The 15,000-nt window shown below is 31.7% G+C and carries 12 protein-coding genes; 8 read left to right on the top strand and 4 right to left on the bottom strand.

All coding sequences use genetic code 11. The features are described 5' to 3' along the window. Window positions 1-178 precede the first annotated feature (178 nt). The 3 genes from ACYX4H_RS07580 to ACYX4H_RS07570 are packed head-to-tail and all read right to left on the bottom strand — an operon-like array spanning window position 179 to window position 5,143. Window positions 179-2,005 carry a sulfatase-like hydrolase/transferase gene (locus ACYX4H_RS07580; RefSeq protein WP_476238575.1) on the bottom strand — a complete coding sequence of 609 codons (1,827 nt, stop codon included), beginning with the start codon at window positions 2,003-2,005 and terminating at the stop codon, window positions 179-181. A 4-nt stretch (window positions 2,006-2,009) separates the two neighbouring features. Further along, complete coding sequence (locus tag ACYX4H_RS07575) at window positions 2,010-3,620, bottom strand: sulfatase-like hydrolase/transferase (protein WP_476238573.1); 1,611 nt, start codon at window positions 3,618-3,620, stop codon at window positions 2,010-2,012. A gap of 20 nt (window positions 3,621-3,640) precedes the next feature. After that, window positions 3,641-5,143 carry a sulfatase family protein gene (locus ACYX4H_RS07570; protein WP_476238572.1) on the bottom strand — a complete coding sequence of 501 codons (1,503 nt, stop codon included), beginning with the start codon at window positions 5,141-5,143 and terminating at the stop codon, window positions 3,641-3,643. Window positions 5,144-5,441: 298 nt separating this feature from the next. Between ACYX4H_RS07570 and ACYX4H_RS07565 the strand changes: the two genes are divergently transcribed. The 8 genes from ACYX4H_RS07565 to ACYX4H_RS07530 all read left to right on the top strand — a co-directional run bounded on the left by ACYX4H_RS07565 (window position 5,442) and on the right by ACYX4H_RS07530 (window position 11,952). After that, on the top strand, window positions 5,442-6,005 hold the full coding sequence (locus ACYX4H_RS07565) for a TetR/AcrR family transcriptional regulator (RefSeq protein WP_476238571.1): 564 nt from the start codon (window positions 5,442-5,444) through the stop codon (window positions 6,003-6,005). Window positions 6,006-6,128: 123 nt separating this feature from the next. Continuing rightward, a complete protein-coding gene (locus ACYX4H_RS07560; protein WP_476238570.1) occupies window positions 6,129-7,202 on the top strand; it encodes an alkene reductase in 1,074 nt (357 codons plus the stop codon). A gap of 24 nt (window positions 7,203-7,226) precedes the next feature. After that, window positions 7,227-7,865 (top strand): peroxiredoxin-like family protein, encoded by a 639-nt coding sequence (locus tag ACYX4H_RS07555; RefSeq protein WP_476238569.1) that lies wholly within the window; start codon window positions 7,227-7,229, stop codon window positions 7,863-7,865. 257 nt (window positions 7,866-8,122) lie between these two features. Next, entirely contained in the window at window positions 8,123-9,379 is a 1,257-nt protein-coding gene (locus ACYX4H_RS07550) for a phage integrase SAM-like domain-containing protein (protein WP_476238568.1), read from the top strand. A gap of 5 nt (window positions 9,380-9,384) precedes the next feature. After that, complete coding sequence (locus ACYX4H_RS07545; protein ID WP_476238567.1) at window positions 9,385-10,077, top strand: hypothetical protein; 693 nt, start codon at window positions 9,385-9,387, stop codon at window positions 10,075-10,077. A 78-nt stretch (window positions 10,078-10,155) separates the two neighbouring features. Next, window positions 10,156-10,440, top strand: coding sequence for a helix-turn-helix transcriptional regulator (locus tag ACYX4H_RS07540; RefSeq protein ID WP_476238566.1), 285 nt, complete (start codon window positions 10,156-10,158; stop codon window positions 10,438-10,440). A gap of 4 nt (window positions 10,441-10,444) precedes the next feature. Beyond that, the gene (locus ACYX4H_RS07535) at window positions 10,445-11,527 is read left to right on the top strand and encodes an AAA family ATPase (protein WP_476238565.1); all 1,083 of its coding nucleotides are present in this window, start codon (window positions 10,445-10,447) and stop codon (window positions 11,525-11,527) included. Between the two features lie 86 nt (window positions 11,528-11,613). Then, a complete protein-coding gene (locus tag ACYX4H_RS07530; protein WP_476238564.1) occupies window positions 11,614-11,952 on the top strand; it encodes a hypothetical protein in 339 nt (112 codons plus the stop codon). A gap of 115 nt (window positions 11,953-12,067) precedes the next feature. Here the strand turns inward: ACYX4H_RS07530 and ACYX4H_RS07525 are convergent, their stop codons facing one another. Continuing rightward, entirely contained in the window at window positions 12,068-14,998 is a 2,931-nt protein-coding gene (locus ACYX4H_RS07525) for a DUF6493 family protein (RefSeq protein WP_476238563.1), read from the bottom strand. Between the last annotated feature and the right edge of the window lie 2 nt (window positions 14,999-15,000).

Raw genomic sequence — 15,000 nt, 5'->3', positions numbered from 1 at the left:
CATCTTTTCAATTTTATTTTAGTTCCCATTCAACGGTTAACATAAAAGACTGCTAGCTTTCAAATGAAACGAGTAATTATTTACGTTTTATGTAAACTTTATTGGCATTTACAGGTGAAACTGACATTAAAGCCTACCCTTGGTGACGCTCATACAATTAAATAATATGCTTCAAAAACTACAGCTTTAATTTATAATCATGAGACCCAGGAGCAAAATTGCTCCTGTATACTTGTGTACCAGTAACACGACTTCCTTTACCCCAACCAACCTCAACTCTATTGTCTCCTAAAACTATATTAATGAGTTTTTCTTTCATTTTCTGTGCTATCTTTTGGTATTTTTGGTTGAAAGCTAAGTTGTTTACTTCGTGCGGATCTGCTTTCATATCATACAAGGCAGGATCTAAATCTTCGTAAGACGCGTTAAGCGCCCAATGCATGTCTTTTCCTCTTGTTTTGTGCGGACGGGTTTGTATAGAAAACATATAATCTTTAGTACGAATAAATGCTCTTGGGCCAGTTACTGCATGGGCTTCACCAACCACATAATCTCTTTTGGGCGCTTTTTTAGCAGCTACTTGTGCTAAATCTATTCCATCTAAATATTCAAACTTTTCAGATTTAATATCTGCACCACTAGCTGAAAGGATTGTTGGTGCTATATCAACAAATTCTGTAAATTCTCTAACTACTTTTCCTGCTGGAAATTTCTTTTCATCTGAAGAAATAACAACTATAGGATTATGCGAATCGATATCCCAAGGCGTGAATTTAGAAACGGCTCCGTGATCATTCAGTTTCCAACCATGATCTCCATTTACGTATACTATTAAATAAGGTTTATTTTTCTTTTTATTATAGGCAATAAAATCATCTACTGCTTGCCCCACTAAATCATCGCCATAGGCACAAAATGCAAAGTAATCTTGAATCATTTTTTGTTTTTCTTCATCTGTAAAATGATTGGTATAACTATTTTTAACCTGTTTTAAGAATTGCTTTGGCATTGTTTTTAATTCCTTTTCATTAAAATTAGGCACTTTGTATGTGTGCTTTTTAAAGCGCTCTCTGTAAGATGCTGGTGGCAATACTGGAGTATGCGGAAAATCAAACCCGATATAGAAAAATTGAGGCTTCTCTTCGTTAATTCCGTTAACGGTTTGTGAGCCAAACGAAAATTTATCTTCTTCATTTTTTAAATATTCTTTGAATATTTGAGCGTAATATCCGTCTCTAGTTTCTCCTGCTTTTCTTGAACTAACTCCTGCTAATATACCTGATGAAAATGGGGTTTGAGGCCCTTTCTTTTTGTTGTAATGTCTTAACAAATCATATTTTTTATGAGCCTTTTCTGCCGTACCTTTGTGTTTTGGAAATTCTTTTTCTAATCGTTCAGATATATATTCAAACTCACCTTCTTGAGTTACAAAATACTCCATACTTTTAAATGGCTTGTCTAGTTTTTTTCCATCCATTTCATAGAACCAATCTTTTCCCCAACCTGTAAAACCATCTTTTCGTAATTGTTTAAAATCGAAGTTATTTTGATAGATATTATAATTTTTAGATTTACCGTTTTCAACCGTTTTTAACCGAACCCCTAATTTTCCAATACGCAAGGTTTGATATCCTAAACTTGCTAGTTGTTCTGGAAAAGTAGGTTCGCAATGTTCTGCCTTATTATGATGGTATTCAAACTCATAAACTCCAGAACGAAACGGATATCTTCCTAAATGCATAGATGCTCTTGATGGGGCGCACCCAGAGGCTTGACAATAGGTATTAATAAACGTAGTACCCATTTTTGTTAAACGATCTATGTTTGGTGATTCTACATAACCCAATTCACTCATTTCATTTCCAGTAAGCATTTTATTAAATGAACGAATGGCATCATAACGGTGATCATCTGTAACTATCCAAAGAATATTTGGTTGTTCTTGGGCAAAAGCAAATTTAATTACACCTGTAAAGAACAATACTATTAGTAACCTTGTTTTCATATGTTTAGTTTTTATGTTTTAGTGGTGATACCTTACCATAGCCTCCTTTTGGAGCATCATGAGCTGTAGCATGTAAATCAAATTTTGGTACTATTTTTTTAAGTTCATCGCACTCTTTTCTATGAGCTTCAGACACTTTACTCCAATCTTTAATCTTTTGAAAAGAGATTAAATCTTTTGGGTATTTACTAACATCATACCACACATTATTACCATCTTTCATTACTAAATCGCCACGAATTATAGTAGTTTCTTTGTGATAACCATACACCCAATCTCTATGTTTTGGTTTATTTGTGGTTAAGAAAGGAATTAAACTTTCTCCATTCATCTCATAAGAACCTGGAATTGTAACACCTCCTAAATCTGCTATAGTTGGAATTAAATCCGACATGTTTGCCAAAACATCTTGCGCACCTTTTTTGGTTAAATTCATTCCTGGTGCATAAATAATTAACGGCACATGTGTTCCTTTTTGCGAAATTGGGCTAGACTTACCATAACCACTCGTGCCATTGTCTGCACAAAAAATGAATATTGTATTGTTTTCAATACCCAATTCTTTGAATTTGTTTAGGTACTGCCACACTTGATAATCTAAATAATTAATATGTGTATGAATTCCATTTTCAGTAATAGTTCCATAATCATTATAAACACCATTATCTCCAGTTACTTTAGGTGTTGTACGTCTATATTTTTTACCATCCCAACTAATTTTTGGTGTCCCTGGCCATTTCCCTTCATTACTTGGGTGAAGAAAATCCCAAGCATCATGCCCCAAATGGCTGGTGTGATACACAAAAAATGGCTTGTCTTCTTTTACTTTTCTTTCAATAAAGTCGAAGGTAAATTCCAATTCTACATCTGGACCAAAAGTGTTAAGTCCAAATTCCTTTTCTGATTTTTTATCATTTGGCCACCAAACAAATTTTTCTTTGGCATCAGGGTGATTCATTAACTGTACATGAGGTTTCCAGTACCAACCAGATTGCACATAACTTTTTTTATGAATTGGCTTATTTGTGTCTGCATTATAAATTTCTTTTTTACCATTCACTTTTCTTGTTTCTAACCTAAAATCTGTGGTGTGAATAGCTTTATTATAAGAGCCTTCACCTGGTGTAAAACAACCTTCATCAAAAGGAAACCCTTCTATATTCATTTGAGTTTTACCTGCCCAAAACGTGGCATATCCTCCGGCTTTTGCAACATGAGCTATACTATGTGGAGAACTATCATATAAATTCCAACTTCCTTTTCCGTTTGGTGCTTTTCCTTTGTCTTTATTATGCCACCATTTGTGCAAATGTGCATAACGCCCTGTCATCATCATTGCTCTACTTGGCCCACAAACTGTTGATGCCCAAGCAGTTTTTACATAACAGCCTTCTTCTGCTATTTTATCTAAAACTGGTGTTTTTGCTTTGTATTTCACATCTGAAGTTGTTCCCCCTTTAGGCGGACTCCAAACTGTTGAACCATAAATTGGTAATTCTCTTGCGCTAATATCATCAGCAAAAAGCAATACAATATTTGGCTGTTTTTGGGCTACCCCAACCAATGTTGAAAACACCAGTACTACTGCTAAAAAATATGTTTTATTTGTTTTCATTTTTGTATTCATGTAGTGTATTATTCAATAACCAATGGTTTTTCTTTTTTTGCCTCTTTATCTAGTTTCTCCCTAAGTTCTTTGTAAAACTTTAATCTTGCTTTTTGATAATTACCTGCTTGTAAGTATTTATTAGGTTGATTTTTAGCATTCCACTCATTCCATAGTTTTGCCAGTTTCTTTCTCAACTTAGGATTCTCATTAATAATGTTGGTACTTTCATAAGGATCTTTAACCATGTCTACCAGGAAACCTCCATTCAAACCTGTTTCATTACGTGGCAAAAAATACTTTGCGTTTGGTGTTCTTACGGCCCATTTTTTGCCACTATCCATTCGCCAGAATAATGCTTCGTGAGGCACGCCTTTATTTTCGCCTTCAACGTATGGAATAAGATTAACTCCTTCTAATGGTTTTCCTGAGGCATCACCTTGACCTAAATCAACTAAAGTTGCAGCAATATCAAGCGCTGAAATTGGTAACTCATAAGTATTTCCTGCCGTAATTCCTTTTGGCCAATGTGCTATAAATGGCACATTATGACCTCCTTCAAACATGCTACCTTTACCTCCTCTATACGGCGTATTGTCTCCCCAATCTTTAGTTTTTCTTCTAGGTTCAGTTTCTTTTCTTGTTTTATCTACTATTCCACCATTATCAGAAATGAAGAAAATTAAAGTATTATCTAATTTACCTGAATCTTCAAGAGCTTTTACTACCATACCAATTCCTTGATCCATTGCATCAATCATTGCAGCATAAATACGTCTTTGCTTATTCTCTATATGAGCATATTTGTTAATTAATTCTTTAGGAGCCTCTAGAGGTGCATGTGGCGCGTTATAAGCTAAGTATAAACAGAAAGGATTATCACTTTCCTTTACAAATTTAGCGGCATCTCTACTTAATGCCGTAGTGAGATACTCGTTGAATTCAGCTGCATTATTATTTCGTAATAAAGGCCAATACCCGCCTTCATTAGCAGAATAATGTGGCGCTCCATTTTTTAAGTATAATGGATGAGTTGTAGTTACATTTTTAGGCCAATACGTATGGCCACCAGAAAGGAAACCATAAAAATAGTCAAAACCTCTATTATTAGGATGAAATACATATGATGCGCCTAAATGCCACTTTCCAATCATTCCTGTGCGATATCCAGAAGCTTTTAACCGTTTAGCAAAGGTGGTTTCTGTGGTTGGCAGTCCATTATGAGCATCGAAATGCGAATTCGTCAAATTAATTTCCAAACCAAATCTTGCTTGATACCTTCCCGTTATTAATCCCGCACGAGATGGCCCGCAATAGGGGTGTGTAACATAACCATTTGTGAATATTACACCTCCTTTTGCCAGTTTATCTAAGACTGGAGTTTCAATTTCTTTAGACCCAGTAAAACCAACATCATTATAGCCTAAATCATCAGCTACAATTACTATGAAGTTAGGTTTTTCCTGACCTACCATAAACGAACTAGCCATTAAGACTAGCGTAACAACCAATAAGTTAAATTTATATTTCATATTTATTTTTTTTGAAAAAAAGAACACTACAAATCTAGTTTAATAACAGCCTTAACTATGTTACAAATGATTTTGATTTGTAATGAAATGGTTTAGCATAATAGTTGTAAACCCTTCTTTGATATACTATTATTATACAAATCTCACATTACACCTTAACACAAACACCTATTAACAATGACAGCTGTTTGCCGCGGTATTTTATTAATAAAGCATATTCACTCAATAACTTAAACAAACGTTAAATACTATTCTATTTCTAAATATATATTTAGTTTTGTATTGAATTAAGTTTTACATGCCTAGAAAAAAACAATACATAGAAGCAGAAGTAATAGACAAAGCCATGCTTTTATTTTTACGTAATGGTTATACTAACACATCAATCCAAGCTTTAGAAAAAGCTATGGGTATAAATATGTTTTCAATTTACGCAAGGTTTGGTAATAAAAAAGGCGTTTTTTTAGAATGCATAAAAGCATACAAAGAAAAATCTAAAAAACTACTTGAAGATTTTAAAAATGCTAACAATGGTGTTGAAGACATTAAACAATTGTTTTACAATTTAGCAAGTATCAACTTTAATGAATCTGATCAAAACGGGTGTTTAATAGTTAATACCCATTATGAGTTTGCTAAAACTAACGATGAAATAATAAACAAAGCTATTGAGCCACATTTAAAAACATTTAAAACAATTTTTATTGAAAAATTAAAAACAAATTCTTCAAAAGATGAAGCAACAATACAAAGAGAAGCCAATTTTTTAATGCTTGCTAAAAGCGCATTGCTAACATCGTGCAGGGTAAGTTGCAAAAATGAAATTGAAGATTTTATAGAAACCACATTCAAAAACATATAAAAAAATTTTACTTTATATCTAAATATATATTTAGATATAAGCTTAATTATAGTTTAACTATAAAGTAACCAAAACAGAATTTTAAAATTTTAGATTGATAATCAATCTGTTAAATAAAAAATTATGAAAAACTCAAAATTACTATCACCCTTTAAATTACATCACTTAAAGCTAAACAACCATGTGGTTATGGCTCCAATGACGCGCTCTAGAGCCATTAACAACTTACCCAATGATATCATGGCAACGTATTATGCACAACGCGCTACAAGTGGTTTAATAATATCTGAAGCCACATCGCCATCACAAAGCGGATTGGGCTACCCTAACATTCCGGCCATTTATTCTAACGAACAAACTATTGGCTGGCGCAAAACAACAGAAGCTGTGCATAAAAAAGGAGGTAAAATATTTTTACAAATTATGCATACAGGCAGAATTGCACACCAATTAAACTTACCTAAAGGTGCTGAGGTTATAGCCCCATCTGCCATTCAAGCTGCTGGCGAAATTTTCACTTCTGAAGGTTTGAAACCACACAGCAAACCTCGTGAAATGACTGTGGAAGATATTGAAATCATTCAAAATGATTATCTAGTAGCTGCTAAAAATGCTATTGTAGCAGGTTTTGATGGTGTTGAAATTCATGCTGCTAATGGTTACCTTCCAAATCAATTTATAAATAGAGGTTCTAATAACCGTACCGATAATTACGGTGGTTCTATTGAAAACAGAACGCGCTTTGTATTAGAATTAGCCGAAAAAATTTCAACTGTAATAGGTGCTGAAAAAACTGGTATTCGTATTTCTCCTTTTGGAGTGTTTAATGACATGGCACTTTATGATGACATACCCGAAACTTACAACTATCTAGTTAAGCAATTAAACAGTTTAAACTTAGCTTATTTACATATGGCTGCACTATCTAATAAAATTCCTGAAGGCTTTTTAGAGGCCTTAGGCACTAAATTTAATGGTAACGTTATTTTTAACGGTGGCTACGGCAACAACCTAAAAGAAGCTGAAAAAATAGTATCTGAAAACAACCGGTATTTAATATCTATTGGGTTTCCTTTTATTGCAAATCCTGATTTAATTGAACGTATTAAACAAGGCGCTAGCTTTAATGAAGCTAACGAAGAAACCCTTTATACACCCGGTGAAGAGGGTTATACAACCTACCCTACACTTAATTAAAAATTTTAACTTTAATAATAAATTATGCTACAAGAAGAATTAAATAAAATAAAACAAAACTTTGAAGCAAATGCTGATACTGCAGTAATAGAATTGTATAATAATGGCGTTAACAAAGTAGCACAAAGCAACATACTTACTAATGCCAAAAAAATTGGTGATATTGCACCAAATTTCAAACTAAAAAATGCTACAGGAAATAGTGTAGAACTAAAAGATTATTTAAAAGAAGGTCCCGTAGTGTTAACTTGGTACAGAGGTGGTTGGTGCCCTTATTGTAATTTAACTTTACGCACATTACAAAGTGAATTACCAAATTTTAAAGCAAATAACGCTACATTATTGGCTTTAACACCAGAGTTACCAGACAAGTCTTTAAACACTTCTGAAAAACACAATTTAGAATTTGAAGTATTAAGTGATATAGGCAACAAAGTAGCTAAAAATTTTGGCATTATGTTTAAACTACCTGATGATGTGGCCAATAACTACAAAAATCATTTTAGCTTAGAAGAATTTAATGGTGATGATTCAAATGAATTACCGCTTGCTGCCACTTATATAATTGATAAAAATGGTAAAATTACTTATGCATTTTTAGATGCTGATTATAGAAATAGAGCTGAACCTACCGAAATAACAAAGGCCTTACAAAGGCTTTAAGCACAAAAACATAAAAAACAAAAAAGCCTTATCTAAAAAAAGATAAGGCTTTTGTACTGAAGGCGGTTGTACTTTTATTCAAAATCACTTTTCATGAAACCGCTTTATTTTTATAACACACCTACCTAAAACTCAATAAAGCCCATAAATAAAGGCTTTTCAGGACATTGAATTAATTTGAAGTAGTTTGTATTAAATTTTACTTTACCGTACATTTGTCGTACAAAAATTATATTATTGTACGATAAAACAATTGTATGGCTTCAATAAACTTTCTATATAGGTCTAAAAAAGACAAATCAAATTTAGTTCTAAGACTCTTATATCGACATGATGGAAAAGATTATGTCTATGGAGCTAAAACCCAGTATGAAGTATCAAAGCATTATTGGCAAAAGCAACACAAGCAAAAGAGACCTAAAGACATTGATATTATTAACGAACAAACAAAAGTTAATAATGAACTTAATAAAATAGAGAACCATATTTTAAATGCTTTCAAAGTATCAACCCCTACCGATATTAATAAAGTTTGGCTGGAAAACCAAATAAAGTTATACTACAACCCTCCCGAAAAGACCAAACCCTTACCTAAGGAATTACTCAAATATTTTGATAGATTTTTGGAATATAAAAAGACTGAAATCACAAAGAGTAGCATTAAAAAATATTCAGTAGTGAGGAACCTTTTAGAAAAGTATGAAAAAAGCTTATCCAAAACATTATACCTCATCGATGTAAACGCAACTTTTAAGAAAGACTTTGAAGAATACTGCCTTAATAATAAATATGCTCCCAATACCATAGCTTGGGCTATTCGCTCGATTAAAACTGTTTGTAATCATGCAAAGTATAATGGACTTGAGACGAATATTCAACTAGATAGAATCAAACTAAAGTCATCCAAAGTTGATAATATCTATTTAAGTTTTGAAGAATTAAACAAAATTCAAAAAGTAAAACCCGCCAAGCTAACAGAGAGCCTTCAGAATGCTAGAGATTGGCTTATTATAAGCTGCTACACAGGTCAAAGAATTTCAGATTTTATGAGATTTACCCAAAAGCAAATTCGAAATGAAAAAGGCAAACATTTATTAGAGTTCACTCAGGTCAAGACTGGCAAAACAATGACAATACCGCTACACAAAAAAGTTCTAGAAATATTAAATAAACGTAATGGAGAATTCCCAAGACCAATTTCAAGTCAAAAGTATAATACATACATAAAGAAAGTCTGTGAAATAGCGGAAATTAATGAAGAGGTCAAAGGCAGCAAACGTGTTGAATCTGAGATTGACAGTAAATTTCCTTATCGCAACGAAGTTGGCATGTATAAAAAATGGGAACTAGTAACCTCTCATATAGGACGCAGATCTTTTGCTTCGAATTTTTATGGAGAAATACCAACTTCCTTTTTAATTTATGTAACTGGACATAGTACAGAACAAATGTTCTTAAATTATATTGGCAAAAGCAATAAGGACATTGCTTTGGAGTTAACAAATTACTTCTAATTAAGATGAATAAAGAAAGAATTGAAGACGGTAAAGGTTTATCTCTAAAAGACAAAGAAGATTATCAAGCCTATATTAATTACAAAAGACTCATCGACAACCCTTATAGCTACAGAAGCGAAATATACCAATACCTAAAGAGTGAATTATCTGATATTCCTTTTTTAAAATTACAATTAGGGATTTTTTATAGCACATATATAGAGGACATCTACAATAAAAGAAATGAGTTTGAAAAAGCAACGCTAAAATATTTAGAAGAAAAAGATATTTCAGGAATTCCTCGAAAAGCTATTTTAAAATTAAAATCTGAAGTTGAACTTATGATACAAGAAATAGCTCAAATCGAAAATATAAGTAAAACTGAATTAAAAGATTCGTTTCCTTTCTATTGTGAAATTGGCGCTCTATTTGCTCAAGGTTTTATTTCAAAAAAAGTAAAAAAAGGTTCTGGATATATTTTTTATTACAAAGACATACCTTTTAAAAAAATTGTAGATATCTCAAATTATATACAAAATCAAATTTTAAATACGGACAAAAGTGTGAGACAATACTTAAGTGCAACTTTTAATGAAAGGGGACAAAAAAACTTCTTTAAGTCTAAAAAGGAAATGAAAAAAATAATTGATTATTGCGAACAAAATGATTACGTGGTAACCCAAGAGTTTAATACTGCATATAAAAAATTGCACTAAGAACGCACTAGTGCAATAGTTTAATGCATTTGCATTTATACAATTTTGTATTGGAAGAAATCAAAAATCACTTTCAATATGAAAACATTACAATTTATTCAAACAACACCCGAACAACTCGCAGAGCTAATCCAACAGGGAGTAAAAAAAGAGTTAGAAGTTCTAAAAAAAGAATTACTACACGAGAACGCCAATGATGAAATTCTTACGAGAGAACAAGTATGCAAAATCTTATCTATAGACCCAAGCACTCTTTGGCATTGGCAAAAGAAAAATAAGATTAAAGCTTATGGCATTTCTGGAGCAAGAAGGTATTACAAACGCTCTGAAATAATGGAAGCCTTAAAACTTTTGAAGCAGTAATATTATGGGCAAAGTTCACAGTGGAAAAAGCACAAAACAGCTCAAAAAAACCCTTAAAAAACACCAAATAAACCCATCAGAAAAATTAGAACCTCCTGAGGTAGTTTTAGAAATTTTCAGCAATCTTAAAAACAAATTTATCCCATTAGGAACATTAGGTAATTTCGGTCTAGTTATCGGAAAAGGGAAAAGTAAAAAATCATTTTTAATAGGTTTATTCATAGCCATTATACTATCAAGGAATAGAATACTATCCTCTCAATTTCGAAATAGACTCCCATCAGAGAAAACAAGAATTCTATACTTTGATACTGAGCAAGGAAAGTACCATGTGCTTTTAGCATTAAGGCGCATATGTAAATTGAGTCTGATTAAGAACCCAAAACACCTGAAAGTATATGGATTAAGAAGTTTAAGTCCTAAACAGAGACTTGAATTAATTAAATACGCTATTTATAAAAATGATGATATAGGATTCGTTGTCATAGATGGCATAAAGGATTTGATAACCTCAATCAATAGTGAGGAAGAAGCGACCGAAATAGCAAGTAATTTGCTCAAATGGACAGAAGAACGAAATATACATATTATTTGTGTTCTCCATCAGAATAAAGGAGACCAAAATGCTAGAGGACATTTAGGTAGTGAGTTAACCCATAAAGCTGAAACAGTTTTATCAGTAACTAAAGATTCTGATAACAATGAAGTTTCTATTGTAGAACCTGTAATGTGCAGAAATGAAGAGCCTGATATTTTTGCGTTTGAAATTACTGAAGGTCTCCCTGTATTAATCGAAGATTATGAAATGCGTCCAAAAAAACGAAAAGCACATTCAATTTTAGACATACCCGATTATGAAATGTTTCAATTCTTGAACGAGGTCTTTTCAAAAAAAGAAACGTACCTATTAACAGAATTAACCAATACTTTACAGGAGGTAATAAAATTACGAAAGCCCGGTATTGCTGCAGGTGACAATAACATGAGAAAAGTTTTAGAATACATGAAAGAGAAAAAATGGTTACTTCAAGAAGCTCCTAGAAAGCCCTACACATTAGGCATTTATAAAGAAGAAGATATTAGTTAACAAATGTTATTAACACGTACTAGTTTATTAGTTACGTGTTAAGTGCCTATATATAGGCACTAACGTAACACTTAAATAGAGATAAAATGAAAATAAAAAATATAACAAAAAACGGTTTTGAACTTCCAAACGAAGAATCTCAAGCAGTAAAAATTGAAGAACTTGATGATATCATTGATTTCATAAACACTCATTTTAATATGATTAAAAACATTAATACCAAACACTCTTCATACGGGCTTAAACATATTTTAGAACGACTGATGAATAAATATATTAGTAATGGGGAGTTAATAACAGCAATGATTATTTGTGGCTATAAATACAAAAGGTATAGACCGAATGGATTGAATTGTCATTTCAATGTTGGGAATGTAAATGAAAAACAATTGAGAAAGAGACTAAAAAAGCTTTATATTCAATAACAAATAACAAAACATATAACAAGATTCAAATCTGTGCAAAGTGGATATTAAATGGTGTGCGTAACATATTGCAACACATACCACTCCCCGCGAAGTAACTAAAAGTTGTATTAACTTATAACACTTTAGCCACTGTAGATTTAAGTGTTTTTACTTCTTTCCACTTTTCTAGTTTATCTTTTGATAACTGACTTAATTCTACTTTAGGTGAACTCAACTTTAATTCCACGAATATCTCTAGTAATTTCTTAACTCCTCGGATAGGCTCATCACTTATGTTTCCGATAATGTTATCTAAAAGACTTAACAATGCGTCATTATGCTTCTTAGATATATTGAATAAGTTTGCCGTCAATAAGTCTGTAAATCGCTTAAGAGGAGCATATTCGCCTAGTTCTAATTTACCTAAAATTTGACCTAGCAATAAATTGTTAATCTTGTTTTCTGAATTTGCTTTAATCCATATCTCAGCAGCAAGTTCTCTCGCCACTTTATGGCTGCACAAAAGTCCAGTCGCCAAAAACAGATACGTTGATTCTTTAAAATCTTCCCTATACCATATTTCATATAGCCCTTTTAGCAAATTGACCATGTTCTTTTTACTGGTTTCATCAAAAAAAGTTGATTCCTCTAAGTTGTTATGAATAACATGGCTTAAGAACATACTCGGATTATTCGGTGAAAGAAATAAAAATTTCACATCATCATGGGGATGAATTATCGTGTAATATTTTTGCTTTTTGAAGTACATATATTCATAAATACTACTGACTTTTTTCCTTTTATTGAATACACCTATAATACTTGAAACAATTGATTCTGATTCATTCTTTTGATTATCAAAATCTTTAAACTTTAACTCTTTGCTAGTTCTAAGGAATTCTTTTGGCCCTTGTTTACCCTTAACGTAGTCATATCTATTGTGATAAATATCCCTAGGTTTACACTCCCAATTATAAAACCCCATTTCTTTGTTTAAAGGATTAGCTAAATATTTTTGAAAGTATTTAATTTCCTCAGCATCATTTCTGCTAAGAACACTCTGAATCCATAATTCTGGTCTTGAGATATCCACATTTTGAATTTTTAATTGGTTAAAATGATACTTCAAAACCTTCTTAATATCATTATCTTTTACCTTATCGATATTCTCTATAATATCAGATGAATATTCATTAATAGGTAATCTCCCAATAGCAATTTGAAAATCGTAAAGATTAATCTCTTCACTTCTTTTTTCATATGAAATGATTCTGTCGATTAAAGTATTAGGGGCAATCCAGCATGGCGCATGTGTAGGCGTAGACAAGAGGTCTAGAGTCAAGCCTTTTTTAATTAGAGATTTAGACTTTATAAATAAAAAATGGTGTATTTGATATATGTAATCTGGAATAGGTTGATTTTCTATTTGTTTTAATCTTTCCTTATAATGAGAACTATAGTATCTATCTTCCTTAAACTTTTTGATTTTTTGGGTCTTATATTTTTTAAAACTTGCGAGTTCAGAAGGATACTCTTTCATTAAAATTTCAGCAAAATCATTTATGTAGTAGGCTGCTTCCGATTCCAAATTTCCAATCCGACTGTTCCAATCAAAATTCATGGAAAGGTCAAAAGAACGTTTAAATATAGGTTCTAGTTTAGCAACATTATCTTTATTTAAAAGTGGATAAAGTTTTGGCAAATAGCTTAAAAGCAAATCTATATGATACACTTCATTATTATCAATAGACTGACTTGCAAAAAAGATTAAATCATCTAATGATTCAAGTATAGGTAATTCTGTTTCTTTTGATAAAATTTCCGTTTCTTCTGCATCATAGATTTCTTCTTCAACTTCTTCTGAAGTTTCAATGTATTCCTTTAAAATCCCCCTTGACGTATGGAATAGACTATCTGCATATAGATTTACTTCATCAAAAAGTTCTTGCTTTTTAGAGTCTCCATATTTCTCTATTATTTTCGCTGCTCTTAATTGTATTTTTTCATCAACATTTATCAAAGCCTCTGCTGCTTTTTCACATACAGAAATATTGAAAGCTTTATGAGTTTTAGCAATTTTATCTAAAATCATAAGTGTTGAATTAACTACGGATTTCGTTTCAGAGTTTAAAAGAATTGATGCATTTTCAACAAAGACTTTATGCTTAAACTTTTTATGATTAGCAACTAATTTAAAATATTTGAGAACCGTATTTAATACCTTGGAATGAGGTGAATTTAAAGCTGCAAAAAATTCATCTTGTAAATTCAATATTTCATCTTGAGAAGGATTCAATTTTATTAGCAAATCAAAAAACCAACCGCTGAGTGTTTTATTAAACCCTTTAGTAGATGAATAGATTGTAGCAATTAAAACCCTTTTTCTATCCAATTTATTTTCATTTGTTAGATTGGTAATTGTATCAATCCATATATCATTCCCTCCTTTATAATTCTCTAGATGTAAATAGTTATAGTAGTTATTAATTGTAGATTCTTCTTCAAACAAAAACCATATATGTTCATCTAATGTCTCTTTATACTTATGAAGAACTTCAGGCTTATAAAAATTTCTGTTATTATTTTTCTCTCGTTTATTTTCAACAATGGCATTTGGAAGTTTTGCCACAATTAAAGGTTGAGATGGTTGCAAAAGACCTTTTTTGAACAACACCATTAATTTATCATAATTCACATGCCATGGTAGTTCTTCATTAATGAGGTCGCTGTACCATTTGGGAAGATACCAAGGTATGATATTCTCCAAATAATAATCATCCGTACAGGAATGAGCTAGCCCTGCTTTCTTAGCATCACTTTTATTATAACAAACAAAACAGGCTTTATTTGTGAGTTCTCTTTGAGTTTCAGAATAAACAGGTTTATATGAATCTACAATACCAAACCTATTTCTTTCTTTTACAAATTTATACTCAAAAATTTTCTTCCTGAAAGTTTTAAGGAAGGGTACAAGGTCTCTTTTATCTTTAGGAGTAAGTTCTTTTAAAAATGGAATAATGTCTCTTTCCTTGAGGACAATAGATTCTAATTCTTTTTCAAGCATAT

The sequence above is a fragment of the Seonamhaeicola sp. ABD4_340 genome, from assembly GCF_056312135.1.
This window is presented reverse-complemented; position numbering and strand designations above follow the sequence as displayed.